This window comes from Pseudomonas sp. FP453, from assembly GCF_030687495.1.
In the GTDB taxonomy this organism is placed as follows: domain Bacteria; phylum Pseudomonadota; class Gammaproteobacteria; order Pseudomonadales; family Pseudomonadaceae; genus Aquipseudomonas.
The window spans coordinates 1721885-1747695 of the sequence record NZ_CP117435.1 but is presented as its reverse complement, the minus strand read 5'-3'; the positions used below and the strand labels follow the sequence as shown (position 1 = coordinate 1747695).

27 protein-coding genes are annotated in these 25811 nt (G+C 62.5%); 13 read left to right on the top strand and 14 right to left on the bottom strand.

Annotated elements, in window-relative coordinates:
- Nucleotides 1-160: 160 nt before the first annotated feature.
- A complete protein-coding gene (locus tag PSH87_RS07985) occupies nt 161-1555 on the top strand; it encodes an MATE family efflux transporter (RefSeq protein ID WP_305433059.1) in 1395 nt (464 codons plus the stop codon).
- Here PSH87_RS07985 and tusA read toward each other — a convergent pair.
- Together tusA and rlmM are read right to left on the bottom strand one after the other, a co-directional pair.
- Nucleotides 1552-1803, bottom strand: a complete 252-nt coding sequence (gene tusA / locus PSH87_RS07980; RefSeq protein WP_017737323.1) for a sulfurtransferase TusA — start codon at nt 1801-1803, stop codon at nt 1552-1554. The two genes, PSH87_RS07985 and tusA, sit on opposite strands and share 4 nt — an antisense overlap.
- A gap of 144 nt (nt 1804-1947) precedes the next feature.
- Nucleotides 1948-3024, bottom strand: coding sequence for a 23S rRNA (cytidine(2498)-2'-O)-methyltransferase RlmM (gene rlmM, locus PSH87_RS07975; RefSeq protein ID WP_017737322.1), 1077 nt, complete (start codon nt 3022-3024; stop codon nt 1948-1950).
- 190 nt (nt 3025-3214) lie between these two features.
- Here rlmM and acnA point away from each other — a divergent pair, with 190 nt between their 5' ends.
- Nucleotides 3215-5956, top strand: coding sequence for an aconitate hydratase AcnA (gene acnA / locus PSH87_RS07970; RefSeq protein ID WP_305433058.1), 2742 nt, complete (start codon nt 3215-3217; stop codon nt 5954-5956).
- Between the two features lie 127 nt (nt 5957-6083).
- Here the strand turns inward: acnA and PSH87_RS07965 are convergent, their stop codons facing one another.
- Nucleotides 6084-7022, bottom strand: coding sequence for an aspartyl/asparaginyl beta-hydroxylase domain-containing protein (locus PSH87_RS07965; protein ID WP_305433057.1), 939 nt, complete (start codon nt 7020-7022; stop codon nt 6084-6086).
- 85 nt (nt 7023-7107) lie between these two features.
- Nucleotides 7108-8082 (bottom strand): cysteine synthase A, encoded by a 975-nt coding sequence (gene cysK / locus PSH87_RS07960; RefSeq protein ID WP_124528022.1) that lies wholly within the window; start codon nt 8080-8082, stop codon nt 7108-7110.
- Between the two features lie 126 nt (nt 8083-8208).
- Here cysK and PSH87_RS07955 point away from each other — a divergent pair, with 126 nt between their 5' ends.
- The 3 genes from PSH87_RS07955 (at nt 8209) to PSH87_RS07945 (ending at nt 11537) form a co-directional block, all read left to right on the top strand.
- Nucleotides 8209-9285, top strand: a complete 1077-nt coding sequence (locus PSH87_RS07955; RefSeq protein WP_305433056.1) for a DUF748 domain-containing protein — start codon at nt 8209-8211, stop codon at nt 9283-9285.
- A gap of 228 nt (nt 9286-9513) precedes the next feature.
- Nucleotides 9514-10359: a MoxR family ATPase gene (locus PSH87_RS07950; RefSeq protein WP_003189627.1), complete on the top strand. Its 846-nt coding sequence runs from the start codon at nt 9514-9516 to the stop codon at nt 10357-10359.
- Nucleotides 10359-11537, top strand: coding sequence for a VWA domain-containing protein (locus PSH87_RS07945; RefSeq protein ID WP_017736274.1), 1179 nt, complete (start codon nt 10359-10361; stop codon nt 11535-11537). Before PSH87_RS07950 ends, PSH87_RS07945 begins: the two co-directional genes overlap by 1 nt.
- A 106-nt stretch (nt 11538-11643) precedes the next feature.
- Here PSH87_RS07945 and PSH87_RS07940 read toward each other — a convergent pair whose 3' ends face one another.
- Genes PSH87_RS07940 through PSH87_RS07930 form a run of 3 tightly spaced genes read right to left on the bottom strand, consistent with a single transcriptional unit; the run spans nt 11644 to nt 13996 of the window.
- A complete protein-coding gene (locus PSH87_RS07940) occupies nt 11644-12558 on the bottom strand; it encodes a biotin-dependent carboxyltransferase family protein (RefSeq protein ID WP_305433055.1) in 915 nt (304 codons plus the stop codon).
- Entirely contained in the window at nt 12555-13259 is a 705-nt protein-coding gene (pxpB, locus tag PSH87_RS07935; protein WP_305433054.1) for a 5-oxoprolinase subunit PxpB, read from the bottom strand. The genes PSH87_RS07940 and pxpB overlap by 4 nt, the downstream gene beginning before the upstream one ends.
- Nucleotides 13256-13996, bottom strand: a complete 741-nt coding sequence (locus PSH87_RS07930) for a 5-oxoprolinase subunit PxpA (RefSeq protein WP_305433053.1) — start codon at nt 13994-13996, stop codon at nt 13256-13258. Before PSH87_RS07930 ends, pxpB begins: the two co-directional genes overlap by 4 nt.
- Nucleotides 13997-14171: 175 nt before the next feature.
- Between PSH87_RS07930 and PSH87_RS07925 the strand changes: the two genes are divergently transcribed.
- On the top strand, nt 14172-15092 hold the full coding sequence (locus tag PSH87_RS07925; RefSeq protein WP_017736278.1) for a LysR family transcriptional regulator: 921 nt from the start codon (nt 14172-14174) through the stop codon (nt 15090-15092).
- A gap of 110 nt (nt 15093-15202) precedes the next feature.
- Here the strand turns inward: PSH87_RS07925 and PSH87_RS07920 are convergent, their stop codons facing one another.
- Genes PSH87_RS07920 through PSH87_RS07910 form a run of 3 tightly spaced genes read right to left on the bottom strand, consistent with a single transcriptional unit; the run spans nt 15203 to nt 17094 of the window.
- A complete protein-coding gene (locus PSH87_RS07920) occupies nt 15203-15745 on the bottom strand; it encodes a DUF2937 family protein (protein ID WP_017736279.1) in 543 nt (180 codons plus the stop codon).
- An 11-nt stretch (nt 15746-15756) separates the two neighbouring features.
- Nucleotides 15757-16533, bottom strand: coding sequence for a class II glutamine amidotransferase (locus PSH87_RS07915; protein WP_026136743.1), 777 nt, complete (start codon nt 16531-16533; stop codon nt 15757-15759).
- A gap of 21 nt (nt 16534-16554) precedes the next feature.
- Complete coding sequence (locus PSH87_RS07910) at nt 16555-17094, bottom strand: MFS transporter (protein ID WP_305433052.1); 540 nt, start codon at nt 17092-17094, stop codon at nt 16555-16557.
- Between the two features lie 24 nt (nt 17095-17118).
- On the opposite strand from PSH87_RS07910, the gene PSH87_RS07905 reads away from it, so the two are divergent.
- Entirely contained in the window at nt 17119-19161 is a 2043-nt protein-coding gene (locus PSH87_RS07905) for a S9 family peptidase (protein WP_017736282.1), read from the top strand.
- A 69-nt stretch (nt 19162-19230) separates the two neighbouring features.
- On the top strand, nt 19231-19704 hold the full coding sequence (locus tag PSH87_RS07900; RefSeq protein ID WP_305433051.1) for a cyclic nucleotide-binding domain-containing protein: 474 nt from the start codon (nt 19231-19233) through the stop codon (nt 19702-19704).
- Here PSH87_RS07900 and PSH87_RS07895 read toward each other — a convergent pair.
- Nucleotides 19701-19985 carry a hypothetical protein gene (locus PSH87_RS07895; protein ID WP_124528012.1) on the bottom strand — a complete coding sequence of 95 codons (285 nt, stop codon included), beginning with the start codon at nt 19983-19985 and terminating at the stop codon, nt 19701-19703. The genes PSH87_RS07900 and PSH87_RS07895 overlap by 4 nt on opposite strands.
- A 78-nt stretch (nt 19986-20063) precedes the next feature.
- Here PSH87_RS07895 and PSH87_RS07890 point away from each other — a divergent pair, with 78 nt between their 5' ends.
- From PSH87_RS07890 to PSH87_RS07875, 4 genes are all read left to right on the top strand, one after another.
- Nucleotides 20064-20750: a spermidine synthase gene (locus PSH87_RS07890; protein WP_207045443.1), complete on the top strand. Its 687-nt coding sequence runs from the start codon at nt 20064-20066 to the stop codon at nt 20748-20750.
- 59 nt (nt 20751-20809) lie between these two features.
- A complete protein-coding gene (locus tag PSH87_RS07885) occupies nt 20810-21184 on the top strand; it encodes a YajD family HNH nuclease (RefSeq protein ID WP_017736286.1) in 375 nt (124 codons plus the stop codon).
- A gap of 179 nt (nt 21185-21363) precedes the next feature.
- Nucleotides 21364-21831: an RNA methyltransferase gene (locus PSH87_RS07880; protein ID WP_014717486.1), complete on the top strand. Its 468-nt coding sequence runs from the start codon at nt 21364-21366 to the stop codon at nt 21829-21831.
- 67 nt (nt 21832-21898) lie between these two features.
- Nucleotides 21899-22198, top strand: coding sequence for a DUF2892 domain-containing protein (locus tag PSH87_RS07875; protein ID WP_305433050.1), 300 nt, complete (start codon nt 21899-21901; stop codon nt 22196-22198).
- Nucleotides 22199-22325: 127 nt separating this feature from the next.
- Here the strand turns inward: PSH87_RS07875 and PSH87_RS07870 are convergent, their stop codons facing one another.
- Complete coding sequence (locus PSH87_RS07870; protein ID WP_305433049.1) at nt 22326-23546, bottom strand: hypothetical protein; 1221 nt, start codon at nt 23544-23546, stop codon at nt 22326-22328.
- A 12-nt stretch (nt 23547-23558) separates the two neighbouring features.
- The gene (locus PSH87_RS07865; RefSeq protein WP_017736289.1) at nt 23559-24008 is read right to left on the bottom strand and encodes a YcgN family cysteine cluster protein; all 450 of its coding nucleotides are present in this window, start codon (nt 24006-24008) and stop codon (nt 23559-23561) included.
- Nucleotides 24009-24161: 153 nt separating this feature from the next.
- Between PSH87_RS07865 and PSH87_RS07860 the strand changes: the two genes are divergently transcribed.
- The gene (locus PSH87_RS07860; protein WP_305433048.1) at nt 24162-24746 is read left to right on the top strand and encodes a nitroreductase family protein; all 585 of its coding nucleotides are present in this window, start codon (nt 24162-24164) and stop codon (nt 24744-24746) included.
- A gap of 67 nt (nt 24747-24813) precedes the next feature.
- On the opposite strand, the gene PSH87_RS07855 is transcribed toward PSH87_RS07860, so the two are convergent.
- A complete protein-coding gene (locus PSH87_RS07855; RefSeq protein ID WP_305433047.1) occupies nt 24814-25746 on the bottom strand; it encodes a D-2-hydroxyacid dehydrogenase in 933 nt (310 codons plus the stop codon).
- Between the last annotated feature and the right edge of the window lie 65 nt (nt 25747-25811).

Here is a 25811-nt window from a genome sequence, read left to right as displayed (position 1 = left end):
GAATGGGCTGTTGTGGGAGCTGGCTTGCCAGCTCCCACAGGGGATTGGTGGTGTTTGGGAGAGTGCTTACAAATCGCTAACACAGGATTTTTCCTGACCATCACGTCAAGGCGTAGAATCCGCCGTCCTTGCGCCTCCCTTTATTCCTGGACACCCGTACGTGAACACTGCCACCGCCGCCCTCACCCGCCCCGCCCGCATCAGCCGGGAAGTGCGCGACCTGCTGACGCTCGCCCTGCCGATCATGATCGGCCAGTTGGCCACCACCGCGATGAGCTTTGTCGATGCGGTGATGGCCGGGCGTGTCAGCCCCCAGGATCTGGCGGCGGTGGGCCTGGGCAATTCGATCTGGATTCCGGTGTACTTGCTGATGTCCGGCACCCTGCTGGCCACTACGCCCAAAGTCGCCCAGCGTTTCGGCGCCGGTCACTTCAGCGAGATCGGGCCATTGGTACGTCAGTCGCTGTGGCTGGCAGTGGTGGTCGGAATCATGGGCGCGCTGTTGCTGTTGTGCGCCGAGCCGATCCTGCACGCCATGAAGGTCGAAGCGGACCTGATCGCGCCGTCCATGGGCTACCTGCACGGCATCGCCGCTGGCATGCCGGCCATCGCGCTGTATTACGTGCTGCGCTGCTTCAGCGACGGCCTGGGCCGCACGCGGCCGAGCATGGTCATGGGCCTGTTTGGCCTGGCGCTGAATATTCCGCTGAACTACATCTTCATCTACGGTCACCTCGGCCTGCCGGCCATGGGCGGCGTAGGCTGCGGCTGGGCCACGGCCCTTTCGATGTGGGCGATGGCGATTGGCCTGGCCGTGTGGACACGTTTCGGGCCGGCGTACCAGAGCAGCGAGCTGTTCAAGCACTTCGACTGGCCGCAATGGGCGGTGATTAAGCGCATTCTGGGCATCGGCCTGCCAATTGGCGTCGCGATATTTGCCGAATCGAGCATTTTTGCGGTGATTGCGCTGCTACTGGGCAGCCTGGGGGCCACCGTGGTGTCCGGCCATCAAATCGCTCTGAACGTCAGCTCGCTGGTGTTCATGATCCCCTACTCCCTGAGCATGGCCGTCACCGTGCGCGTCGGCCAGGCCCTGGGCCGCGGCGAGCCGCGTGAGGCGCGCTTTGCCGCCGGGGTCGGCATGGGCACGGCGGTGGCCTACGCCTGCCTGTCGTGCAGCCTGATGCTGGTGTTTCGCGAGCAGCTGGCGGCGATCTACACCCCTGACCCGGTGGTGATTCACCTGGCCTCGACGCTGATCGTGTTTTCCGCGCTGTTCCAGTTCTCCGACTCGATCCAGGTCACGGCGGCCGGCGCCCTGCGTGGCTACCAGGACACCCGGGTGACCATGGTGCTGACCTTATTCGCCTATTGGGGCGTGGGGCTGCCGGTCGGCTATGCGCTGGGGCTCACCGACTGGCTAGGCGCGCCGAGCGGCCCGAGCGGTTTGTGGCAGGGCCTGATCGTCGGCCTGAGTTGTGCAGCGGGGATGTTGCTGGTGCGCCTGGCGCGCAGTGCACGCCGGCGCATTCGCGCAGCAAAAGCCTTGGGTTAAGCGGACTTCTTGCGGATCCAGTACAGGTACGTACCGGCCTGTTCCTGTTGATCCACCAGTTCGTGGTCAAGGAACACGCAGAACTTGGGAATATCGCGACGGGTCGACGGATCGGTCGCGATCACCTTGAGCAAGCCGCCGGGCGGCAGGTCGCGGATGTGCTGATGCAGCATCATCACCGGCTCGGGGCAGTTGAGGCCGGTGGCGTCGAGGATGCCGTCGACCGGCAGATCCTGGGATTGGCTCATATCTCACTCCTGAAAACGGCCCGCTCTTGTGTGGCAGCGGGCTTGCCCGCGATAACCGGGGCACATTCAATATAGATGTCGATTGTTATACCGCTATCGCGGGCAAGCCCGCTCCCACAGGGGGTTTGTGGTCACTTCAACTATTCAGCGGTTCTTGGGTTTCTTCGGGGTTTCCAGGCGGCGCAGGTGGCAGGTCACTTCCTCACGGTCGTGATACAGCTGCTTGCAACCAATCTCCACCCGAATGCCACGTGCCTTGAAGCCCTCTTCAATGCGTTCCAGCAAACGTTTCACTTCGGCATAACGCTGCTTCATCGGCAACTTCAGGTTCACCACCGCCTCGCGGCAATGCCCCTCGCCGATCCAGGTTTCCAGCAGCGCCGCGTTGCGCGCCGGTTTCTCGACGATGTCGCACACCATCCAGTCCACCGGCTGCTTGGGCACGAAGGTGAAACCGTCGGCCATCAAGTGTTGCACCAGGCCAGTGTCCATCAGGCTTTCGGCCATGGGGCCGTTGTCGATGGCCGTCACCAGCATGCCCCGGTTGACCAGTTGCCAGGTCCAACCGCCGGGGGCGGCACCGAGGTCGACACCGGTCATGTCGCCGTGCAGGCGCTCGTCCCACTGGTCGCGGGGAATGAAGTGGTGCCAGGCCTCTTCCAGCTTGAGGGTCGAACGGCTTGGCGCGTCACGCGGGAACTTGAGACGCGGGATGCCCATCGGCCACATTGCCGAGTTGTTCGACTCGGCCAGGCCCATGAACACTTCGCGACCGCTCTTGAAGGTCAGCAGCAGGCGCGGCTTGCTCGGGTCGTCCACCAGCTTGCCGGCGTTGAGCAACGCCTTGCGCAGGTGCACTTCGAATTTCTTGCAGAAGTTCGACAGCTCTTTGCCATCGTTGGTGTCGACCATCTCCAGCCACAGGCTGCCGCACACCGGGAATTCGCGCAGGTGGGCGAGGATCACGCTGATGCGGTCGGTTTCCGGCAGGTCGATGAACACCCCGCGCGCCCACTGCCGCGGGAAGATCAGCTCGGCAAAACGCTGGCCGTGCATCAGGCGCTGGGCGCCGTCTTCTTCGGTGCAGACAAATTCGGCGCAGGCGCTGCCGGTCTTGGCCTTGGCGTAGCCGGAAACGTTCAGGCGCGCGGCGTGTTCCGCGATCTCGGAACAGACTTCGCCTTCAAAACCCGGGCGGCAGTGCATAAAAAGGGTGTTCATCAACTCTCCTGGCAACTGGCTTGCTGTAGCGCAAGGCCTGTCATGAAAACGCGCGCATGATAACTGAGTTCGGAACCTTGGACTTCACCATAGAGTCCAGTTATTAGCCTGCTAATGAAAACAGGGCTAGCTTTATAGCTCTGTCCGTCCCGTCAGGTCCGTAGCCGTGCGGATCATAAGGAGTCGCGTCATGTCATCGCTTGATAGCCTGAAAACCCTTAAAACCCTGGAAATAGACGACAAGACCTACCACTACTTCAGCCTGCCCGAAGCGGCCAAAAGCCTGGGCGACCTGGACAAGCTGCCGATGTCGCTCAAGGTGCTGCTGGAAAACCTGCTGCGCTGGGAGGACGACAAGACCGTCACCGGCGCCGACCTCAAGGCCATCGCCGCCTGGCTCAAGGAGCGCCAGTCCGACCGCGAGATCCAGTACCGCCCCGCCCGAGTGCTGATGCAAGACTTTACCGGCGTCCCCGCCGTGGTCGACCTGGCCGCCATGCGCGCTGCGGTGGCCAAGGCCGGTGGCGACCCGCAGCGTATCAACCCGCTGTCGCCGGTGGACCTGGTGATCGACCACTCGGTGATGGTCGACAAATTCGGCAACGCCGACGCCTTCGAACAGAACGTCGATATCGAAATGCAGCGCAACGGCGAACGCTACGCCTTCCTGCGCTGGGGCCAGAGCGCCTTCGACAACTTCAGCGTGGTGCCGCCAGGCACCGGCATCTGCCACCAGGTCAACCTCGAATACCTCGGCCGCACCGTGTGGACCAAGGACGAGGACGGCCGCACCTACGCCTTCCCCGACACCCTGGTCGGTACCGACTCCCACACCACCATGATCAACGGCCTCGGCGTCCTCGGCTGGGGTGTGGGCGGCATCGAAGCGGAAGCGGCGATGCTCGGCCAGCCGGTGTCGATGCTGATTCCGGAAGTGATCGGCTTCAAGCTCACCGGCAAGCTCAAGGAAGGCATCACCGCCACCGACCTGGTGCTGACCGTCACCCAGATGCTGCGCAAGAAAGGCGTGGTAGGCAAATTCGTCGAATTCTATGGCGACGGCCTGGCCGACCTGCCGTTGGCCGACCGCGCCACCATCGCCAACATGGCCCCGGAATATGGCGCCACGTGTGGCTTCTTCCCAGTGGATGAAGTGACGCTGGACTACTTGCGCCTGTCGGGCCGTCCGTCAGCCACCGTCAAGCTGGTCGAGGCCTACACCAAGGCCCAGGGCCTGTGGCGCCACGCCGGCCAGGAACCGGTGTTCACCGACAGCCTGGCCCTGGACATGGGCAGCGTCGAAGCCAGCCTGGCCGGGCCGAAACGCCCGCAGGACCGGGTGTCGCTGCCGAATGTCGGCCAGGCATTCAGCGACTTCCTCGACCTGCAATTCAAACCGGCCAGCAAAGAGGTCGGGCGCCTGGAAAGCGAAGGTGGCGGCGGCGTTGCCGTAGGCAATGCCGACTTGGTGGGTGAAGCCGATTACGACTTCGAAGGCCAGACCTATCGCCTGAAAAACGGCGCCGTGGTTATCGCCGCGATCACGTCGTGCACCAACACCTCCAACCCCAGCGTGATGATGGCCGCCGGTCTGGTGGCGAAAAAGGCCGTGGAAAAGGGCCTCACACGCAAACCCTGGGTCAAGACTTCCCTGGCGCCGGGTTCCAAAGTGGTCACCGACTACTACAAGGCGGCGGGCCTGACCCACTACCTCGACAAGCTCGGCTTTGACCTCGTGGGTTATGGCTGCACCACCTGCATCGGCAACTCCGGCCCGCTGCCCGAGCCGATTGAAAAAGCCATCCAGAAGGCCGACCTGGCCGTGGCCTCGGTGCTGTCCGGCAACCGCAACTTCGAAGGCCGCGTGCACCCGTTGGTGAAAACCAACTGGCTGGCCTCGCCGCCGCTGGTGGTCGCCTATGCATTGGCCGGCACGGTGCGCATCGACATCAGCCGCGAGCCGCTGGGCAACGACAGGGACGGCAAGCCGGTGTACCTCAAGGACATCTGGCCCAGCAGCAAAGAGATTGCCGACGCCGTGGCCCAGGTCAGCACCGGCATGTTCCACAAGGAATACGCCGAGGTGTTTGCCGGTGATGCGCAGTGGCAAGCCATTGAAGTGCCACAGGCCGCGACCTACGTGTGGCAGAAGGACTCGACCTACATCCAGCATCCGCCGTTCTTCGACGATATCGCCGGGCCGCTGCCGGTGATTGAGGACGTCCAGGGTGCCAATATCCTGGCCCTGCTGGGCGACTCGGTGACCACCGACCACATCTCCCCCGCCGGCAACATCAAGGCCGACAGCCCCGCCGGGCGCTACCTGCGCGAGCAAGGCGTGGAGCCGCGTGACTTCAACTCCTACGGCTCACGCCGGGGCAACCATGAAGTGATGATGCGCGGCACTTTTGCCAACATCCGCATCCGCAACGAAATGCTCGGCGGTGAGGAAGGCGGCAACACGCTGTATATCCCCACTGGCGAGAAAATGGCGATCTACGACGCGTCGATGCAGTACCAGGCGGCGGGTACGCCCTTGGTGGTGATTGCGGGACAGGAATACGGCACCGGCTCAAGCCGCGACTGGGCGGCCAAGGGTACGAACCTGCTGGGGGTGAAGGCGGTGATTGCCGAGAGTTTCGAGCGCATCCACCGTTCCAACCTGGTGGGCATGGGCGTGCTGCCGTTGCAGTTCAAGCTGGATCAGAACCGCAAGAGCCTCAAGCTCAGCGGCAAGGAGCAGATCGATATTCTCGGGCTGACGGGCGCAGAGATCGTGCCGCGGATGAACCTGACGCTGGTGATTACGCGGGAGGATGGCAGCAGCGAGAAAGTCGAGGTGTTGTGTCGGATTGATACGCTTAATGAAGTGGAATACTTCAAGGCGGGGGGGATCTTGCACTACGTCCTGCGCCAGCTGATCGCATCTTAAGCAACGCTGCAAAACCAAATGTGGGAGCTGGCTTGCCTGCGATAGCGGTGGGTCAGCTAATCAAATGTTGACTGGCCTGCCGCCATCGCAGGCAAGCCAGCTCCCACAGGTTTGACCGTATTTCAAATCAGCCGAACAACCACTTCCACAGCAGTACCAACACAACGACGGCCAACACCGGCCGCGCAATCCGGTAAGCCTTGGGATGCTTGCGCTTCCACTGCTTGACCACACCACTGAACTTGTCACTGAAGGTCTTGCTCCAGGCATACGCCTGGTTGATCCCGCCGACGCGCTCGTCATCCAGGTTCTGCGGCGCCGTGGCGCGGCCCAGTTGCTTGCTGACCCAACGGTTGACGCGGGTCATGAAGCCATTGCTCAGCGGCCGTTCGATGTCACAGAACAGGATCACGCGGGTGGTTTCTGTCTCGTTCTTCACCCAGTGCACGTAGGTTTCGTCGAACATCACGTCGTCGCCATCACGCCAGGCGTACTCCTGGCCGTCGACAAAGATGCGGCAGGCGTCGGAGTTCGGCGTGGACAGGCCCAGGTGATAACGCAACGAACCGGCAAACGGATCACGGTGCGGGTTGAGGTGGCTGCCGCCCGGCAACAGCGCGAACATCGCGCCCTTGACGTTGGGAATGCTGCTCACCAGCGCCACGGTTTTCGGGCACAGCGCCTCGGCCGAGGGCAGCGGTTTGTCGTACCACTTGAGGTAGAAACGCTTCCAGCCCTTCTTGAAGAACGAACCGAAACCGGCGTCGTTGTTCTTTTCGGCGGCGCGGATGTACCCCTCGTCGAACAGGTGCATGGCCTCTTCGCGGATCACTTCCCAGTTGTCCTTGAGCACGTCCAGTTCGGGGAACTTGCTGCGGTCCAGGTACGGCTTGGACGGCACGGCCGAGAACAGGTACATCAAGGCGTTATACGGCGCGAACAGCGCCGAATGGTTGACGAACTGGCGCAATAGCGGCAAACGCGCCTTGCCGCGCAGGTGCACATACAGCGTGCTGCCGATGAACAACAGCAACACCGACAGTTTGGCGGCCAAAGAAAAGGTCATGCAGCAACTCCTGAAAAAATGCGCCGGGCATCATAAACACTTGGGCCATTATGCAGAAGGGCCAAGGTATCGGCGCTGACACACATCAAGCCTGGTTTTCCTGATCGGTAAACAGATCGCTGAACAACATGCTCGACAGGTAGCGCTCACCGGAGTCCGGCAGGATCACCACGATGGTCTTGCCCTGCATCTCCGGCTTCTGCGCCAGGCGCACGGCCACGGCCATCGCCGCACCGCAGGAGATACCGCACAGAATCCCCTCTTCCTGCATCAGGCGCAGGGCCATGGCCTTGGATTCTTCATCACTGGCCAGTTCGACACGGTCAACCATCGACAGGTCGAGGTTTTTCGGCACAAAACCGGCGCCGATGCCCTGGATCTTGTGCGGGCTCGGCTTGATTTCTTCACCGGCCAGCGCCTGGGTGATGACCGGCGAGACGATCGGCTCTACGGCCACCGAGAGGATCTGCTTGCCCGCGATGTTCTTGATGTAGCGCGACACGCCGGTGATGGTGCCACCGGTGCCCACGCCGGCCACCAGCACATCCACGGCGCCGTCGGTGTCGTTCCAGATTTCCGGGCCGGTGGTTTTTTCATGGATTGCCGGGTTGGCCGGGTTTTCGAACTGGCCCGGCATAAAGTATTGGGCCGGGTCGCTGGCGACGATTTCAGCGGCTTTTTCAATCGCGCCCTTCATGCCCTTGGCCGGCTCGGTCAGCACCAGTTCGGCGCCGAGGGCCTTGAGCACCTTGCGACGCTCGATGCTCATGGACGCCGGCATGGTCAGCAGCAGCTTGTAGCCACGGGCGGCGGCGACAAACGCCAGGCCGATGCCGGTGTTGCCCGACGTCGGCTCGACAATGGTCATGCCCGGCTTGAGCTTGCCGGTGCTTTCCGCGTCCCAGATCATGTTCGCGCCAATGCGGCACTTCACCGAGTAACCGGGGTTACGCCCTTCGATCTTGGCCAGGATGGTCACGCCACGGGGGGCGATACGGTTGATCTGCACCAGGGGCGTGTTACCGATGGAGTGCGCGTTGTCTGCAAAGATGCGGCTCATGGCGGGTCCTATGTGGGCGGTATTCAGGAAGGCCCCAAGGGTATGCCTCGTGTCGCAACGCGTCCAGTCGAGGAACGTTGCGCGCCTCACAGGAGTCCATTTCCTACAGACATGGAGAACGCCCCAATGAAACGTCGCTACAGCTGGCTGCTATGGACCGTCGCCGGACTGGTGGTGCTGCTGGTCGCCCTGGACCTCGCCCTGCCCTACCTGGTGCGCAACTACCTGAACGACAAGCTCGCCGACATGGGCGACTACCGTGGCCAGGTCAGCGACGTGGACGTCGCCCTGTGGCGCGGCGCCTACAAGATCAATGGCCTGGAGATCATCAAGGTAGATGGCAAGGTGCCAGTGCCGCTGCTCAAGGCGCCGTTGATCGACTTGTCCGTCAGCTGGCCAGCGCTGTGGGCCGACCATGCGGTCGTGGCCAAGGTGCGGTTTATCAGGCCTGAGGTGAATTTCGTCGATGGCGGCGCCAACAAACAGGCGTCCCAGACCGGTAAAGGCACCGACTGGCGTGCACAGCTGAGCAAGCTGGCGCCGATCACCCTCGACGAAGTGCGCATCGAAGACGGCAAGATTGCCTTCCACAACTTCAGCTCCAAGCCGCCGGTGAACATCAACGCCACCGAGGTCAACGCCAGCTTCTACAACCTGACCAACATCGTCGACGTAAAAGGCAAGCGCGACGCCCGCTTCGAAGGCAAGGCCCTGCTGCAAGGCCAGGCGCCGCTGGAAGCCAGCGCGACCTTTGATCCGCTGAGCAATTTCGAAAACTTCGAATTCCGTTTCCGCGCCAAGGATTTGCAGCTCAAGCGCATGAACGCCTTCGCCTCCGCCTACGGCAAGTTCGACTTCAAGGCCGGCACCGGCGACGTGGTGATCGAGGCCCAGGCGGAAAAAGGCCAGCTGACCGGCTATATCAAGCCGCTGCTGCGCGACGTCGAAGTGTTCGACTGGCAGCAGGACGTGGAAAACAAGGACAAGAACATCTTCCGTTCGATCTGGGAAGCCGTGGTGGGTGCCAGCGAGACGGTGCTGAAGAACCAGCAGAAAAACCAGTTCGCCACGCGGGTGGAGCTGAGTGGTAGCGTGCATCAGCAGGATGTCAGCGCGTTCGGTGCGTTTTTGGCGATTTTGCGTAATGGTTTCATCCAGGCCTTTAATGCGCGCTACGAACAACCCAAGCCTAGCGCGGACTGACTGTGGGAACTGGTTTGTGTGGGAGCTGGCTTGCCTGCGATAGCGGTCTGTCAGTTACAGGTGTGTTGTCTGATCCGCCGCTATCGCAGGCAAGCCAGCTCCCACCTGGGTACGAGTACACACTTAGGTCGTGACCGCCCATTCAGAGACTGAATAACCCGTCTGCGTTCACAGTCGCCGGGGCTGCGCGGTATAGTCCGGGCATTGATGAATGCGAGGAAACACCCGATGAAGTTCGAAGGCACCCAGGCCTACGTTGCCACCGACGACCTGAAACTGGCCGTCAACGCCGCCATCACCCTGGAACGGCCGCTGCTGGTCAAGGGCGAGCCCGGCACCGGCAAGACCATGCTCGCCGAGCAACTGGCCGAATCCTTCGGCGCCAGGCTGATCACCTGGCACATCAAGTCCACCACCAAGGCCCATCAGGGCCTGTACGAGTACGACGCGGTGAGCCGCCTGCGCGACTCGCAACTGGGCGTGGACAAGGTCCACGACGTGCGCAACTACCTGAAAAAGGGCAAGCTCTGGGAAGCCTTCGAGTCCGAAGAGCGGGTGATCCTGCTGATCGATGAAATCGACAAGGCCGACATCGAGTTTCCCAACGACCTGCTGCAAGAACTCGACAAGATGGAGTTCTACGTCTACGAAATCGACGAGACCATCAAGGCGAAGAAACGCCCGATCATCATCATTACCTCCAACAACGAAAAAGAACTGCCGGACGCGTTCCTGCGCCGCTGCTTCTTCCACTACATCGCCTTCCCCGACCGCACCACCCTGCAAAAGATCGTCGATGTGCACTACCCCGACATCAAGAAGGACCTGGTCAGCGAAGCGCTGGACGTGTTCTTCGACGTGCGCAAGGTGCCAGGCCTGAAGAAGAAGCCGTCCACCTCCGAACTGGTGGACTGGCTCAAGCTGCTGATGGCCGACAATATCGGCGAAGCCGTGTTGCGCGAACGCGACCCGACCAAGGCGATCCCGCCGCTGGCCGGCGCCTTGGTGAAGAACGAGCAAGACGTGCAGTTGCTGGAGCGTCTGGCGTTCATGAGCCGTCGCGGTAACCGCTGATGCTGCTCAACCTGTTCAATGAAATGCGCGCCGCCAAGGTGCCGGTGTCGGTGCGCGAGCTGCTCGACCTGATCAACGCCCTGAAAATGCGCGTGACCTTCGCCGACATGGACGAGTTCTACTACTTGGCCCGGGCGATCCTGGTCAAGGACGAGCGGCACTTCGACAAGTTCGACCGGGCTTTCGGCGCCTATTTCAACGGCCTGGAAAAACTCGACGACCACCTGCAAGCGCTGATCCCCGAAGACTGGCTGCGCAAGGAATTCGAACGTTCGCTGAGCGATGAAGAACGCGCGCAAATCCAATCCCTCGGCGGCCTCGACAAGCTGATCGAAGAGTTCAAGAAACGCCTGGAAGAACAGAAAGAACGCCATGCCGGTGGCAACAAATGGATCGGCACTGGCGGCACCAGCCCGTTCGGTTCCGGCGGCTACAACCCGGAAGGCATTCGCGTCGGCGACGCGGGCAAGCGCCAGGGCAAGGCGGTGAAGGTCTGGGACCAGCGCGAGTACAAGAACCTCGACGACCAGGTAGAACTGGGCACGCGCAACATCAAGATCGCCCTGCGCCGCCTGCGCAAATTCGCGCGCCAGGGTGCGGCGGAAGAGCTGGACATCGACGGCACCATCGACCACACCGCCCGCGACGCCGGTTTGCTGAATATCCAGATGCGCCCGGAGCGGCGCAACACCATCAAGCTGCTGCTGTTGTTCGACATCGGCGGCTCGATGGATGCCCACGTGAAGATCTGCGAAGAGCTGTTCTCGGCGTGCAAGACCGAGTTCAAGCACCTGGAGTACTTCTACTTCCATAACTTCGTGTACGAGTCGGTGTGGAAGAACAATCAGCGCCGCACCTCGGAACGCACCTCCACCCAGGACCTGCTGCACAAGTACGGCGCGGACTACAAAGTGATCTTTATCGGCGATGCGTCGATGGCGCCGTATGAAATCACCCAGGCCGGCGGCAGTGTCGAGCATTGGAATGAAGAGCCGGGGTATGTGTGGATGCAGCGCTTCATGGCCAAGTACAAGAAGCTGATCTGGATTAACCCGTATCCGAAGGACACCTGGGGGTATACGGCGTCGACGGGGATTGTGCGGGAGTTGGTGGAGGATCAGATGTATCCGCTGACCCTTCGAGGGTTGGAAGAAGGGATGCGTTTTCTGTCCAAATAGGCGGTGTATTCGCTGGCGCTATCGCAGGCAAGCCAGCTCCCACAGGGGAATGCATTCCAGCTTTGAAATGCATTCAACTGTGGGAGCTGGCTTGCCTGCGATGCTTTTAGCCATTCAAAAACCGCTGCAAATAGTCGATGTGCTGCCGATGCGCCGTCTCCTGCACCACTGGCGCCAACCTGACCTTCTCCCCCGGCAAACACTGGGCCAGCCGCGCCAGCGCCAACGGCGTCAACGCGCCCAAGCGCGGGTAACCGCCAATCGTCTGCCGATCATTAAGCAACACAATTGGCTGCCCATCCGGCGGCACCTGGATCGCCCCCAACGGAATCCCTTCGGAAATCAGCGACGGCCCCTGGTACTGCAACGGCGTGCCCAGCAGGCGCATGCCCATGCGGTCGGCGCGGCTGTCCAGGGACCACTCGGTGTTGAACGCGTCGAACAGGCTCTGCCCGCTGAACTGGCCGATCTGCGCGCCGACGATCACATCCAACGGTTTATCGAATCGCAGATCCTGCGCACTCAGTTCCTTCATGGCGCCGCCTGTACCGGAATAGGCCAGGCGCCCGCCTTCGACCAATGCCTTGCCAAAACCATCCACACCGCCCAGTTCCTCACGCACAACCGTGGCGCAACTGCCCAGCACATCTGGCGCGTCAAACCCGCCCGGTGCAGCGAGATACGCCCGCGCACCGTTGCACGGCTGGGTAAAGCGCAAACGCTGACCCTTTTGCAGGATAAAACTGCGGCCGGGGCTGATGGCCCGTTCGTCGATGTATGCACCCAAATCCGCACCGGCCAACGCCAGCAAGCAATAGTCCTCGGCCTGCAGGGTGAAGCCGCCCAGGGTGATTTCCACCACCGGCGCGTCCAGCGGGTTGTCCAGCAGCCAGTTGGCCCAGGCCATCGACACCCAATCCAGCGCGCCGCCCTGGGTCACGCCGAGGTGGCGCACGCCAAAGCGTCCGGCGTCCTGCAACAGGCACAGCGGTGTGCTGGCCTCGATGATCAAGCGGCTCATGCCTGGGCCTCCAACGGGGTGTCGTCGCCACCCAGCCTGATGAATTCGGCGTGGTCGACGGGCGCGAAACGCACCGTGTCGCCGGGCTGCATCAGGCTGTAGCCATCGCGATCACGGTCGAACAGCTTGGCCGGGGTGCGGCCGATCAGGTTCCAGCCGCCGGGCGATACCACCGGATAGGCGGCGGTTTGCCGTTCGGCGATACCGACGCTACCCGCCGCCACGCGTTTGCGTGGCGTACTCAGGCGCGGCGTGGCGAGGATTTCGTCCACCAGCCCCATAAAGGCAAAACCGGGGGCGAAGCCAAGGGCAAACACCTGGTATTCGTGGGCACTGTGCTGGCGGATCACGGCATCGACACTCAAGCCGCTGCGCTGGCTGAGCAAGGTCAGCTCAGGGCCGACACTCAGGTCGTACCACACCGGCAGCACATGGCACTGGCCGCTGCCCTGGGCTTGCGGTTGCAGATCCGTCAGGGCTTGATCAATCAATGCCCGCGCCTGGGCCGGGCTCAACGCGGTGAGGTCGTAATGCACCATCAGCGTGGTGTAGGACGGCACCAGGTCCACCAGCGCCGCGCCAAAGCCCTCGCGCAAGCGCTGGGTGGCGGCGAGCATCCACGGCATATTGGCTTCGGCGATGGCGTCAAACAGACGCACCATCAGGCAGTCGATGGCCACTACTTCAATGCGTGGCTTCATGCGTTCTTCAATGCCTCGCGGATACGCTGCACGGCGGCGACCGAACTGGCGTTGTCCCCGTGGACGCACAGGGTATCGGCCTGCAACACCAGCGGGCTGCCGTCGCTGGCGATCAGCGCTTCGCCACGGGAAATGGTCAGGGACTGCTGCACGATGGTTTCGGCATCATGGTGCACGGCACCGGGCAACTGGCGCGAAACCAGATGGCCCTTGTTGTCGTAGGCACGGTCGGCGAACGCTTCGAACCACAAGGTCACGCCGTACTCATCGCCCAGGGCCTGCGCGGCGCTGTTGTCGCGGGTGGCCAGCAGCATCAGCGGCAGGTCGCCGTACGCGGCAACGGCCTGGATCACGGCGCGCAATTGCGTCGGGTTGGCCATCATGTCGTTGTACATCGCGCCGTGGGGTTTGACGTAGCTCACCCGCCCGCCTTGCGCCCGGCAGATGCCGTCGAGGGCGCCGATCTGGTAGTGCAGCAGGTCCTGGATTTCCTGCGGCGTGTAAGCCATGGAGCGGCGGCCGAAGCCTTGCAAATCCTGATAGGCGGGGTGTGCGCCCACTTGCACGCCGTGCTTGAGCGCCAGGCTGACAGTCTTGCGCATGATGCTCGGGTCGCCGGCATGGAAACCGCAGGCCACGTTGGCGCAATCGATGAACGGCATGACCTCGGCGTCCAGACCCAGGGTCCAGTTGCCAAAGCTTTCGCCGATGTCGCAATTCAGTAGCAGGCGGCTCACAGTGGTCGCTCCTGTAGGTTTTATTTTTTTGTAGTGTGGGATTTTTTACACAGAACTCGCAACTTGTCCTGACCCCCCTACGACGCTTATCGTGGAATAGCTCGATTTTTGGCGCTGGCCCGGTGCGGCGTCCAACTAATAAAAACCGATCCATGCATAAGAAAAAGTTGATCCCATGAATTTGAAGTTCCTCGAAACCTTCGTCTGGGTGGCCAAGCTCAAGAGCTTTCGCCTGACCGCCGAGAAGTTGTTCACCACCCAGGCCTCGATCTCCAGCCGCATCGCGGTGCTGGAGAGCGAACTGGGGGTGAAGTTGTTTCTGCGCGATTCACGCGGCGTGAGCCTGACCCCGGAAGGCGTGAAGGTGCTCGATTACGCCGAGCAGATGATGGTGACCATGCAGGGCTTGAAGCAGTCCCTGGAGACCACCAGCAGCAAGGTCGGGCGCATCCGCATCGGCGCGATGGACACGGTGATCCACACCTGGCTCAGCCCGTTGGTTGCGGAACTGATGGACCATTTCCCCCTGGTGGAAATCGAATTGGTCGCCGATACCGCATTGAACCTCAGCGATCAGCTGCAAAAAGGCTTCCTCGACCTGATCCTGCAAACCGACCTGCTACGCCTCGAAACCGTGCGCAGCCTGGAGCTGTGCAGCCACCCCATGGCCTGGATCGTCGCCAGCCAGTCGATCTACCACCGCGACTACGCGTCCCTCGCCGAACTGGCCCAGGAGCGCATCATCACCTACTCGAAAAACTCCCACCCGCACCAGGACGTGCTGCGCCTGATGCAGGCCAACGGCGTGGCCGCGCCACGGATGAACTGCGTGAATTCGGTGTCGGCGATTACCCGCTTGCTGCGCGATGGCTTCGGCATCGGCGCGCTGCCGCCGGTGCTGGTGATGGAAGAGCTGGCGCGGGGGGAATTGGTGATGTTGCCGATGGCGCAGAAACTGCCGAACTTGCAGGTGGTGGTGTCATGGCGCGTGGGGGTGGAGTTGGTGGAGGAGATTGTCGGGCTGTGCCAGAAGGTGGTGGCCCGCTATGCCGAGGAAGTCGGCCCAGAGCGGATGCAACTGGCAAAACCCGATTGAAAACTGTGGGAGCTGGCTTGCCTGCGATAGCGGTGGGTCAGCTTGCTTATCTGCCACTGATACACCGCTATCGCAGGCAAGCCAGCTCCCACATTTGACAGAGTTGAGCTTTAGAGACCTTTCAGGTCACGCTCTTCAATCGGCCGGCTCTGGCGCAAACGCTTGCCGCCCAACACTACCCAATCAATCAGCCGGAACAGGCATTCCAAACCGAAAGACAACAGCATCGCCCCGCCCAGCCCCCAGCCCATGGCCTCTGGCGTCAGCAGGATCTGGTAGCTGTAGCCGTTCCAGGTCTCCAGGCGGATATCCGGGTCAGCCGCCACCGCCACTTGCAGCACGCGGATGTACCACGGCCCTTGCATCGCCTGGAATTGCTTGTCCAACGCCACCTGGCGGTCAAGCATCGCGCCCAGGCTGTTGGCGTCGCTCTGGAACACCGGGTCATCACTGGCGCGGTAATGCGCCACCAGGGCCTGCAAGTCACCCTTGAAGAACTGCTGCGCGGTCGCGTCAAACCCGCGCAAGCCGGTCTGGGCCTCGATCAGGTGAGCTTCGACGCGCTTGGCGTAGTCGTTGATAAACCCCGGCACCTGTACGCCGACCAACAAACCGATGGCAAACAACACCAACCGCAGATAGCTGAGCAACATGGTCGATATCCTTACTCGGTGATGCCCTGGCTGACGCATTCACCGCGTCGCCACAGGCTCCATTGGCCCGGTTCGTAGCGGGTCCAGTTTTCGTTGTCGGTCAATGGCTCGGTGGCGATCACCGTGACCACGTCATTGGGCGTGGTTTCGGCCTGAAAATCGACGATCACGTCGACATCTTTCAAGCGCGCCGGGCCAAACGGCGCGCGACGGGTGATTTGTGCCAGCTTGGTCGAGCAGTAGCAAAACAGCCAGTCGCCGTCGCTGAGCAGGCAATTGAACACGCCTTTGCTGCGGTATTCGGCGCAGGCGGCGATGAGGTCGGGCAGCACCTGCTCGATGTCCACCGGCTCGGGGAAGGCTTCACGCACGCGGTTGAGCAGGTCGCAGAAGGCCGCTTCGCTGTCGGTATCGCCCACCGGCCGATAGAACGTGGCGCGCGGGTTGAAGTCCGCCAGTTGGCCGTTGTGGGCGAAACACCAGTTGCGCCCCCACAGCTCGCGCACGAACGGGTGGGTGTTGGACAGGCACACCTTGCCCACGTTGGCCTGGCGGATATGGCCAATCACCACTTCACTTTTGATCGGATAACGCTGCACCAGCAGCGCGACTTCCGACTCACTGCTCGCCGCCGGGTCCTGGAACAGACGCAGGCCACGGCCTTCATAAAAGGCAATGCCCCAACCGTCACGATGGGGGCCGGTGCGGCCACCACGCTGCATCAGCCCGGTAAAGCTGAACACGATGTCGGTGGGGACGTTGGCACTCATGCCCAATAATTCACACATGCCAGGGCTCTCGCTACAACGTTAAAGGCGCGGTTCGACGCGCATGCCGCTCACAGGGGCCGGGCGGCGGAAAGGTTCGTCATCATCCTCGGCCGGCTCGGCGGCCAGGGCGGCATCGGCGGCGGCGGCGGCCTTGCGCTCGCGGCGGGCCTTGGCGGCGCGCTCGATGGGCCAGCGGATCAGCACGATCACCAGGTACACGGCAAAGGCGATCATCGTGTACATGAACAAGTCGGAAATGGCCCGCCAGGCGTTGTTGCCGACCTTGAGCACCAGGTCCAGCGCGGTGATGGCCACGGCGGGGGCGAACTGGGTCTTGACCGGGTCGACGATGGTCGGGCTGAACAGCAACACCGCCATCAGCAATTGCAGCGGCTCGCGCAGCCAGCGCCAGATCCAGCGGGTCATGCGCCACCACACCAACAGGCAGCCCAAAGCGGCGAAGGCGTAGAGGCCCCAAGCGGTCAGATAGTCGTTCTCGGTCATGGTGTCCATGGCAACGTAGGCAAACAGGCGGCTATGATAACGGCTTTTGCGTGTCGCGGCTGTAAAGCCTGCCACCGTCCGCCAGATAGAGATTAATCCATGCCTACATCGCCCGCTCCGATTGCCCGCAAGGCCCCAGGCCAGGATCCTTACGCCTGGTTGCAGGAACGCGACAGCACTGAAGTCCTCGATTACCTCAAGGCCGAAAACGCCTGGCAGGAAGCCCAGCTCGCCGACCAGCAGGCCCTGCGTGAAACCCTGTTCGACGAGATCAAGGGCCGCATCCTCGAAACCGACCTTTCCCTGCCTTCACCGTGGGGGCCGTACCTGTATTACACGCGCACCACCGCCGGTGACGAATACGCCCGCCACTACCGCTGCCGCCGCCCGGCGGATGACAGCAACCAGGTGGACGACAGCAGCGAAGAGCTGCTGCTGGACCCGAACGTGCTGGCCAACGGCGGCTTTTTCTCCCTGGGTGCGTTCAGCATCAGCCCCGACCACCAGCGCCTGGCCTACAGCCTGGATACCAGTGGTGAAGAGATTTTCACCCTGTACGTGAAGGAATTGGCCACCGGCAAAGTCAGCGAACTGGAGTTCGAAGACTGCGACGGCAGCATGACCTGGGCCAATGACAGCCTGACCCTGTTCTTCGGCGAGCTGGACGATACCCATCGCCCGCACAAGCTGTATCGCTATCGCCTGGACGGCACGGCGGCGCAGGAAGTGTTCCACGAGCCCGACGGACGTTTCTTCCTGCATTGCTACCGTTCCAGCTCCGAACGCCAGTTGCTGCTGGCCCTGGGCAGCAAGACCACCAGCGAAATCTGGGCGCTGGACGCCGAGCAGCCACACCTCGACTTCACCTGCCTGGCACCACGGGTCGAGGACCATGAATACGACGTCGACCACGGCCAACTGAATGGCGCCTGGACCTGGTTTATCCGCAGCAACCGTGACGGCATCAACTACGCCTTGTTCACCGCGACCGACATTGGCGACGTGCCGACCGAGGCCGAGTGGCAGAACCTGATCCCCCACAGCGACGACGTGATGCTCGACGGCGTGAGTCTCAATGCCCACGCCATGACCTTGAGCCTGCGCATCGGTGGCCTGCCGGTGATCGAAGTGCATCCAGAGGGTCTGCCTGCCTATCGCGTGGAATTGCCCGACGCCGCCTACAGCCTCTACGTACAAAACAGCCTGGAATTTCCCAGCGACAAGATCCGCCTGCGCTACGAAGCCCTGAACCGTCCGGCCCAGGTACGCCAGTTGGAACTGGCCAGTGGCACGCAAGTCGTGCTCAAGGAAACCCCGGTACTGGGCGTGTTCAACGCCGACGACTATGTCAGCCAGCGCCTGTGGGCGACGTCCGCCGACGGTACCCAGGTACCCATCAGCCTGGTGGTCAAGCGTGACCAGCTGGGCAAGCCGACGCCGCTGTACCTGTACGGCTACGGCGCCTACGGTTCAAGCCTCGACCCGTGGTTCTCCCACGCGCGCCTGAGCCTGCTGGACCGCGGCGTGGCGTTTGCCATTGCCCACGTGCGCGGCGGCGGCGAGCTGGGTGAGGCCTGGTACCGCAACGGCAAGCAGGAACACAAGCAGAACACCTTCAGCGACTTTATCGCCTGCGCCGAACACCTGATCGCCGAAGGCTTGACCACCTCCAAGCAACTGGCCATCAGCGGCGGCAGCGCCGGCGGCCTGTTGATCGGTGCGGTGCTCAACCAGCGCCCGGAGCTGTTCCAGGCGGCGATTGCCGAAGTGCCGTTCGTCGACGTGCTCAACACCATGCTCGATCCGGACCTGCCGCTGACCATCACCGAGTACGACGAGTGGGGCAACCCGCAAGAGCCTGAAGTGTACGAGCGGATAAAAGCCTACGCGCCGTACGAAAACGTCCGCGCCCAGGCTTATCCGCACCTGCTGGTGATCGCCGGCTACAACGACAGCCGCGTGCAATACTGGGAAGCAGCCAAGTGGGTGGCCAAGCTGCGCGATACCAAGACCGACGACAACCTGCTGCTGCTCAAGACCGAACTCGGCGCCGGCCACGGGGGCATGAGCGGGCGCTACCAGGGATTACGTGACGTAGCACTCGAATATGCATTTGTGTTCAAGGCGCTGGGGCTGATTTAGGAACTATGCGCGGCGGTCCTGTCTGAACACAGGACCGCCCTACACGATTGACGGACCCAGATTGCCGCTATGCCAGAACCGACCTTACTCAATAACGAAATCCGCGACATGCTCATGGACTGCGGCCTGTTCGATGCCCTGCTGCCGGAAGATTTTCACATCGCCGCCGGCTACTTCAATATCAGCAGCATGGCCCGGGACGAAGTGATCTTCCTCGAAGGCGATGCCGGCACCTTTATGTGCATCCTCCACAGCGGCCAGGTGGCGGTGCAGAAAGCCAACCCCAGCGGCCAGCGCCTGACCATCGCCACCCTGCGCAGCGGGCGGGCGTTTGGCGAAATGGCGGTGCTCGATGGCGAGCGGCGCTCCGCCAGTTGCGTGGCCGCGTCGGATTGTGTGCTGTTGAACCTGGGCAAGGATTCCCTGGAAAAAATGCTCAACGACGCGCCCAGGGTCGCCGCGAAGATTATCCGTGCCATCGCCATTGCCCTGTCCAAGCGCCTGCGCATGGCCGACGGGCAATTGCTGTCCCAGCAGTTTTAACCGCCCGGGGTCTTCGGTTTGCTGTCGTTCTGCTGCAAGCCGGGCACGGTCTGGTCTTTCGGCGGCGTCGGCAACACGATCGGTACCAACGCGGGGGAACCGTTAGCCGTGGCCTTGGGCGCGATCGGCGGGGTGACCTGCGGGTACAACGTCGGCGTGGGCGTGCCCGGTGCACCGGGGGTTGGCGCCGGCGCGACCGGCACGGTTTGCAACTCCTGAGCCTGCGCCGCACCCAATGTGAGCGCGCTCAACACAATGACCGTTAGAATGCTGCACTTCATCGATGGCTCCATGGCCTGACCGGAATGTCGTAAGGCTACTCCCAACCGCGCAAGAATGCCCTTCCCAATGAGATTTCCATGAAACGTTTCGTTCTGCTGGACACCACCCCGATCCCCGACAACGGCGGTGCCTTGTGCCTGTTCGAATACGGCGAGGATTTTGTGATCAAGATCCAGGGCGGTGACGGCGGCCAATTGATGAACACGCGCATGCACGGCTCCGAAGACGCGCTGGCGGAGATCCCTTGCCGCAAGGTCGCCGGGCGCGCGGATTCGCGGGTGCTGATCGGCGGCCTGGGCATGGGCTTCACCCTGGCCTCGGCGCTCAAGCATCTGGGCAAGACCGCCGAAGTGGTGGTCGCCGAGTTGGTACCCGGCGTGGTGGAGTGGAACCGTGGCCCGCTGGGGGAAAAATCCGGCCGCCCGCTGCTGGACCCGCGCACGGTGATCCGCATGGAAGACGTGGCCAAGGTGCTGCAAGCCGAACCCCAGGGGTTTGACGCGATCATGCTCGACGTCGACAACGGCCCCGAAGGCCTCACGCAAAAAGCCAACAGCTGGCTGTACTCCGCCGGTGGCCTGGCCGCCTGCGCCAAGGCCCTGCGCCCCAAGGGCGTGCTGGCGGTGTGGTCGGCCAGTGCCGACAAGCTGTTCAGCGACAAACTGCGCAAGGCCGGCTTCAAGGCCGAAGAGGTGCAGGTGTTCGCCCACGGCAACAAAGGCACGCGCCACACCATCTGGATTGCCGAAAAGCTCAAGGGCTAACTGCGCCGAGAACGGCTAGAATCAAGCCTTACCGTGACCACCAAAATATAGGAGCCATGATGAGCTCAACCAACCCGCCCTCCCACACCGCCAAGCTGGACCGCATCCTCGCCGATGCCCAGCGCGACCGGGAAATGGGCTACCGCGACAAAGCGCTGAAGATGTACCCCCACGTGTGCGGCCGCTGCACCCGTGAGTTCTCCGGCAAGCGCCTGAGCGAACTGACCGTGCACCACCGCAACCATAACCATGATGACAATCCCCAGGATGGCTCCAACTGGGAGTTGCTGTGCCTGTATTGCCACGATAACGAGCACTCGCGGTATACCGACCAGCAGTACTTCAGCGAAGGCTCGACCAGCAGCCCGACGATTGCCAAGGCGACGCATAACCCGTTTGCGGCGTTGGCGGGGTTGATGAAGAAGGACGACTGATCGTTCTTTGTTGTCGGTACTGGCCTCATCGCAGGCAAGCCAGCTCCCACAGTTGACTGCATTTCAACGTTGGAATGCAGTCAACTGTGGGAGCTGGCTTGCCTGCGATAGCGATCCCCCAAGCGCCACAACCCTCAGCACCGTATAATCGCGTTTTTTCCGCCAAGGCACCCTTCCCCGTGGGCAATAAACGCTACAGCTGCATCGGTCTGTACAACCCCAAATCCCCCGAAAACGTCGGCTCGGTGATGCGCGCCGCCGGCTGCTACGGCGTGGCCTCGGTGTTCTACACCGGCGTGCGTTACGAGCGTGCGCGGGATTTCATCACCGACACCAAGAAGGTCCACCACGACATTCCGCTGATCGGCATCGATGACTTGAAAAAGATCCTGCCCCTGGGCTGCATCCCGGTCGCCGTGGAGCTGGTGGACGGCGCCCGCCCGCTGCCCGAATACACCCACCCCGACCGCGCGCTGTACATCTTCGGCCCCGAGGACGGCTCCCTCGACAAAGAGATCCGCGACTGGTGTGAAGACGTGGTCTACATCCCGACCACCGGCTGCATGAACCTCGCCGCCACCGTCAACGTGGTGCTCTACGACCGCCTGGCCAAGGGCAACAACACCCGTTCAGGCCCCAAGTACTGAGTTTGCGGGAACATCCGGCGCCTGCGGGCGGTCAGCTACGTATCACTCGCCTTGTTGGAGACAGATCATGAACGACAGCAAAAACGTGCACGGCTTGGAACGCATCGGCTCCGTGGCCGGTGGCGTGATGATGGTGGGCAAAGGCCTGCGCCGTGGTGGGATTTTCGGTTTGATCCAGGTGGCGATTGGCGGCGTGGTGCTGGCCCGCGGGCTCACGGGGCATAGCTCGCTCAAGGACAAGCTGGAACAGGGGCGCCAGGAGATGAACACGGTTCGCACGAAGATCGAGCGCGTGGGGGCTGAGCTGAAAAACCTGAAGACTCCGGCTGAAGTGGCTGCCGAAAAACCGGTTAAATCAATCGGCTAACCCCAATCCCATGTGGGAGCGGGCTTGCCCGCGATGGCAGTGTGTCAGCCTATACATCTGGCACAGGTCGACCGCTATCGCAGGCAAGCCAGCTCCCACATTGATCATTGCCACATTGGGTTTTGCGTCAACGCAGTAATTTGCTGTCCAGCACCACCGACCCTTCGCCGATCACGCTTTCTGCAAGCTGCACAAACTCGGCAGTGGTGATGCTATTGGCCCGCATCACCGCCTGCGCCAAGTCATCCAGCGAGCGCTTGTTGTGGGTCTTCACGCGAATCTCGCGGTCCAGCTCCTGCAACACCACCACCGCTCGCGACACCGTGGCGCCACTGACCTGCTCACCACGCAAGGTGGTCACGTCCTTGCCTTCCTTCACCAGCCGCGCCTGGATCGCCTGATAACGCTCATCGGTAATGCCGCCGGCACGCCGCACCAGCTCGATGGCGTAATACTCGGCCAGGCCTTCGCTGATCCAGTCACTGGTGTCATGGTCGTTGAAACGCCCGATCGCCTGCACCACTTCACGGATCAACGGGCTGCTGCCGTTTTCGCTGATCAGCGGCGTGCGGCTGTTGAGGTAGATCGAGTCGCGGGCCGAAAACGCGCCACGGCGCATCGGGTCGCTGGCGCCGACAATCAGCAACTTGGCCGGATGCCGTGGGAACGCGGCTTCCACCTGGGGCCAGACGAAGGTCAGCAACGTCAACACATCCATGCGGCGCATGGCCTGGCCCTTGGGCGAGGCCACGGTGACTTCGGTTTCGCCCAGGCGCACGCGGCGGCTGCCAAGGGTGCCGGCAAGCATCCAGCCGGTGGGTCGGTCGAACAGGCGCGAGACGTTGTCGATGCGGAACTTGTTCTTGCCGATGCGCGGCCAGGCGGTCTCGATGCTTTTCCAGCCGGCGGGCAACTCGAACACCAGCCGCGAGACCAACTCGACACCGTCCTGCTGGTCGAGCCGTGCGGTGGGCACCAGGTCTTCGCCGCGAAACAGCGCCCAGCTCGGCGTCATGCGTGCCTCATAGAGGCCCGCCTTGCGCGCGTGGGTGAGGCGTACGCGGTAGGTCAGGCTGGCCTTGTCGGCGCCGGGTTGCCACACGCCTCGGCGGTCCTTTACTTGCCACTGGCCGTCGGCCTTGAAGTCGCTGTAGTCGCCGTCATGGCCCAGGTCAAAGTCCAGGCTGCGCACTGCCGAACCCTGGGACAGGCTCACCCGCACTTCGGCCTGATCGCTCTGGGGCAGCAACTTGACGTGATAATCCAGATCGACTTTCTTCGCGCACCACCCCGGCCCGCTCAGCGCCAGCAACACCAGGGTGGTGGCCAGCTTGCCTGCCATCGTCATAGCGACTCCTTATCAGCCTGCGCGGAAGATCAGGTAATCCTCCCAGTCGTCTTCGGGCACGCTGCCTTCGGCGAGCATGCGCCCGGACTGGGAAATACGTTCGTGGTGCACGGCGTCGCGGTCGCCGCAGACCAGGTGGTGCCACAGCGGCAGGTCCTTGCGCTCGCTGACCAGGCGGTAGCCGCAGGTCGGCGGCAGCCATTTGAACTGGTCGGCCTGGCCGGGCGTGAGCTGGATGCAGTCGGGCACCGAGTCGCGGCGGTTGGGGTAGTCGGTGCACTGGCAGGTTTTCAGGTCGAGCAGTTTGCAGGCGATGCGCGTGTAATAGACGCTGTTGTCGTCTTCATCCTCAAGCTTTTGCAGGCAGCACAGGCCACAGCCGTCGCACAACGACTCCCACTCCTCCTGATCGAGGTGTTCAAGGGTTTTGCGTTTCCAGAAAGGTTCGACTATGGCGGCCATGGTTCTACATCAGTATCGGTCGGTGAAAAGGCCGCCAGTCTAGTGCCCAAGGCCCCGGGAACCAAGCGCTTACGACTGGCGGTGTAACAACACTTGTCAGTCTAGCGGGCGCGCAGTAGCTTTGAACGCCGAATTGACCCTCAGGAAGCGCCCATGACACGTGTTGCCGACTACCCGATCCACACCCAGTTCACCGAACGCTGGTCGCCCCGCGCCTTTACCGGCGAGAGCATCCCGCAGGAAACCCTGCTGAGTTTCTTCGAAGCCGCGCGCTGGGCGCCGTCGGCCTACAACTCGCAGCCATGGCGTTTTCTCTACGCGCGCCGCGACACGCCGGACTGGGAGCGTTTCCTCGGCCTGCTCAATGAATTCAACCGTGGCTGGGCGCAACACGCCTCGGCGCTGGTAATCATCGCCTCGAAGACCGACTTCACCGCCCCCGGCGCCAGCGAAGAAACCCCGGCGTTGTGGCACACCTTCGACACCGGTTCAGCCTGGGGCCACCTGGCGTTGCAAGCCAGCCTCAGCGGCTGGCACACCCACGGCATGGCCGGTTTCGATCAGGAACTGACCCGCAAAGAACTGAAAATCCCGGAAGGTTATGCCCTGCATGCCGCCGTTGCGGTGGGCAAGCTGGGGGACAAGTCGACCCTGCCGGAATACCTGCAAGGCCGTGAAGTGCCGAGCCCGCGTCGGCCGCTGAGCGAGCTGGTTTCCGAAGGCGACTTCAGCCTCTAAGCCAGACGCAATACCCAATGTGGGAGCTTCCACACAGGCCAGCTCCCACATTTCTTACTGTGCGGTGTCAGTAGCCGCGGGCGAAATCTACTTCGCCGCGCAGCGCTTGCTTGGCCTTGTATGCCTGCACATTCTGCAAGAACAACTCCACCATCATCGGCGGCGACGTCGGCGCCGAGCTGTGCCCGGTCAACAGCAAGCCCCAGGCGGTCCAGAACGGATGGCGCTGTGGCAGCGGCTCCTGACGGCATACGTCAATCACCGCGCCGGCCAAATGCCCTTCCTTCAAGGCTTCGACCAGATCAGCATCCACCACCGCCACCCCGCGCCCGACATTGATGAACAACCCGGTCGGCTTGAATTGCTTGAACAGCGCCGCGTCGTACAGGTCATGGGTGTTTGGTGTGTTCGGCAGCAGGTTGATCACGTAGTCCACCTCCCCCACCAAGCGGCCCAACTGATCCAGGCCGGCCACTTCGACAAACGGCGCCTGCTCGCGCACCGTGCTGGCGATGCCATACAGCTTGACGCCAAACGGCACCAGGAACTCGGCAACGCTCTGGCCGATATCGCCGCTGCCGACGATCAACACCTTGCGCCCCGCCAGGCTCTGGCCCATGCGGCTGTCCCACTTGCGCTCGACCTGGCTGACCAGCCGCGCCAGCACTTCGCGCTCGTGGCCGAGCATGTAGGTGAGCACAAACTCCGCCATGACCTGGCCGTAGATGCCCACCGCACGGGTCAGGCGATAGTTGCGCGGCAAGCCCTCGGCCAGCAGCGGCGTGATGCCCGCCCAGGTCGATTGCAGCCACTGCGGCTGATGGCCCTGGCGCAACAGGGTGGCCAGCAGGTCGGGCTGGCCCAGCCAGACCGGGCAATCGGCGGCCAGGCGGGACAATTCGGCCGAGTCGCCGCTGGTCAACACCTCAAGGTCCGGTGCCGCTTCGCCGAGCAATTGGGCGTAGAGCGGGTGATCCTGTTCAGCAATCAGAACACGCATGCTTAAAACCTTTCAAAAACAGTGCAGACGGCCGCCCGCATCCTTACGGCCACCGCCCACCAATA

What these genes read in the sequence shown, in the direction of transcription:
- cysK (WP_124528022.1), bottom strand. Translation starts at nt 8,082, where the DNA reads ATGAGCCGCATCTTTGCAGACAACGCGCACTCCATCGGTAACACGCCC.
- PSH87_RS07925 (WP_017736278.1), top strand. Translation starts at nt 14,172, where the DNA reads ATGAATTTGAAGTTCCTCGAAACCTTCGTCTGGGTGGCCAAGCTCAAG.
- PSH87_RS07865 (WP_017736289.1), bottom strand. Translation starts at nt 24,008, where the DNA reads ATGGCCGCCATAGTCGAACCTTTCTGGAAACGCAAAACCCTTGAACAC.
- rlmM (WP_017737322.1), bottom strand. Translation starts at nt 3,024, where the DNA reads ATGAACACCCTTTTTATGCACTGCCGCCCGGGTTTTGAAGGCGAAGTC.
- PSH87_RS07905 (WP_017736282.1), top strand. Translation starts at nt 17,119, where the DNA reads ATGCCTACATCGCCCGCTCCGATTGCCCGCAAGGCCCCAGGCCAGGAT.
- PSH87_RS07885 (WP_017736286.1), top strand. Translation starts at nt 20,810, where the DNA reads ATGAGCTCAACCAACCCGCCCTCCCACACCGCCAAGCTGGACCGCATC.
- PSH87_RS07920 (WP_017736279.1), bottom strand. Translation starts at nt 15,745, where the DNA reads ATGTTGCTCAGCTATCTGCGGTTGGTGTTGTTTGCCATCGGTTTGTTG.
- PSH87_RS07890 (WP_207045443.1), top strand. Translation starts at nt 20,064, where the DNA reads ATGAAACGTTTCGTTCTGCTGGACACCACCCCGATCCCCGACAACGGC.
- PSH87_RS07860 (WP_305433048.1), top strand. Translation starts at nt 24,162, where the DNA reads ATGACACGTGTTGCCGACTACCCGATCCACACCCAGTTCACCGAACGC.
- PSH87_RS07940 (WP_305433055.1), bottom strand. Translation starts at nt 12,558, where the DNA reads ATGAGCCGCTTGATCATCGAGGCCAGCACACCGCTGTGCCTGTTGCAG.
- PSH87_RS07950 (WP_003189627.1), top strand. Translation starts at nt 9,514, where the DNA reads ATGAAGTTCGAAGGCACCCAGGCCTACGTTGCCACCGACGACCTGAAA.
- acnA (WP_305433058.1), top strand. Translation starts at nt 3,215, where the DNA reads ATGTCATCGCTTGATAGCCTGAAAACCCTTAAAACCCTGGAAATAGAC.
- PSH87_RS07955 (WP_305433056.1), top strand. Translation starts at nt 8,209, where the DNA reads ATGAAACGTCGCTACAGCTGGCTGCTATGGACCGTCGCCGGACTGGTG.
- PSH87_RS07945 (WP_017736274.1), top strand. Translation starts at nt 10,359, where the DNA reads ATGCTGCTCAACCTGTTCAATGAAATGCGCGCCGCCAAGGTGCCGGTG.
- PSH87_RS07895 (WP_124528012.1), bottom strand. Translation starts at nt 19,985, where the DNA reads ATGAAGTGCAGCATTCTAACGGTCATTGTGTTGAGCGCGCTCACATTG.
- PSH87_RS07900 (WP_305433051.1), top strand. Translation starts at nt 19,231, where the DNA reads ATGCCAGAACCGACCTTACTCAATAACGAAATCCGCGACATGCTCATG.
- PSH87_RS07965 (WP_305433057.1), bottom strand. Translation starts at nt 7,022, where the DNA reads ATGACCTTTTCTTTGGCCGCCAAACTGTCGGTGTTGCTGTTGTTCATC.
- pxpB (WP_305433054.1), bottom strand. Translation starts at nt 13,259, where the DNA reads ATGAAGCCACGCATTGAAGTAGTGGCCATCGACTGCCTGATGGTGCGT.
- PSH87_RS07875 (WP_305433050.1), top strand. Translation starts at nt 21,899, where the DNA reads ATGAACGACAGCAAAAACGTGCACGGCTTGGAACGCATCGGCTCCGTG.
- tusA (WP_017737323.1), bottom strand. Translation starts at nt 1,803, where the DNA reads ATGAGCCAATCCCAGGATCTGCCGGTCGACGGCATCCTCGACGCCACC.
- PSH87_RS07870 (WP_305433049.1), bottom strand. Translation starts at nt 23,546, where the DNA reads ATGACGATGGCAGGCAAGCTGGCCACCACCCTGGTGTTGCTGGCGCTG.
- PSH87_RS07915 (WP_026136743.1), bottom strand. Translation starts at nt 16,533, where the DNA reads ATGTGTGAATTATTGGGCATGAGTGCCAACGTCCCCACCGACATCGTG.
- PSH87_RS07855 (WP_305433047.1), bottom strand. Translation starts at nt 25,746, where the DNA reads ATGCGTGTTCTGATTGCTGAACAGGATCACCCGCTCTACGCCCAATTG.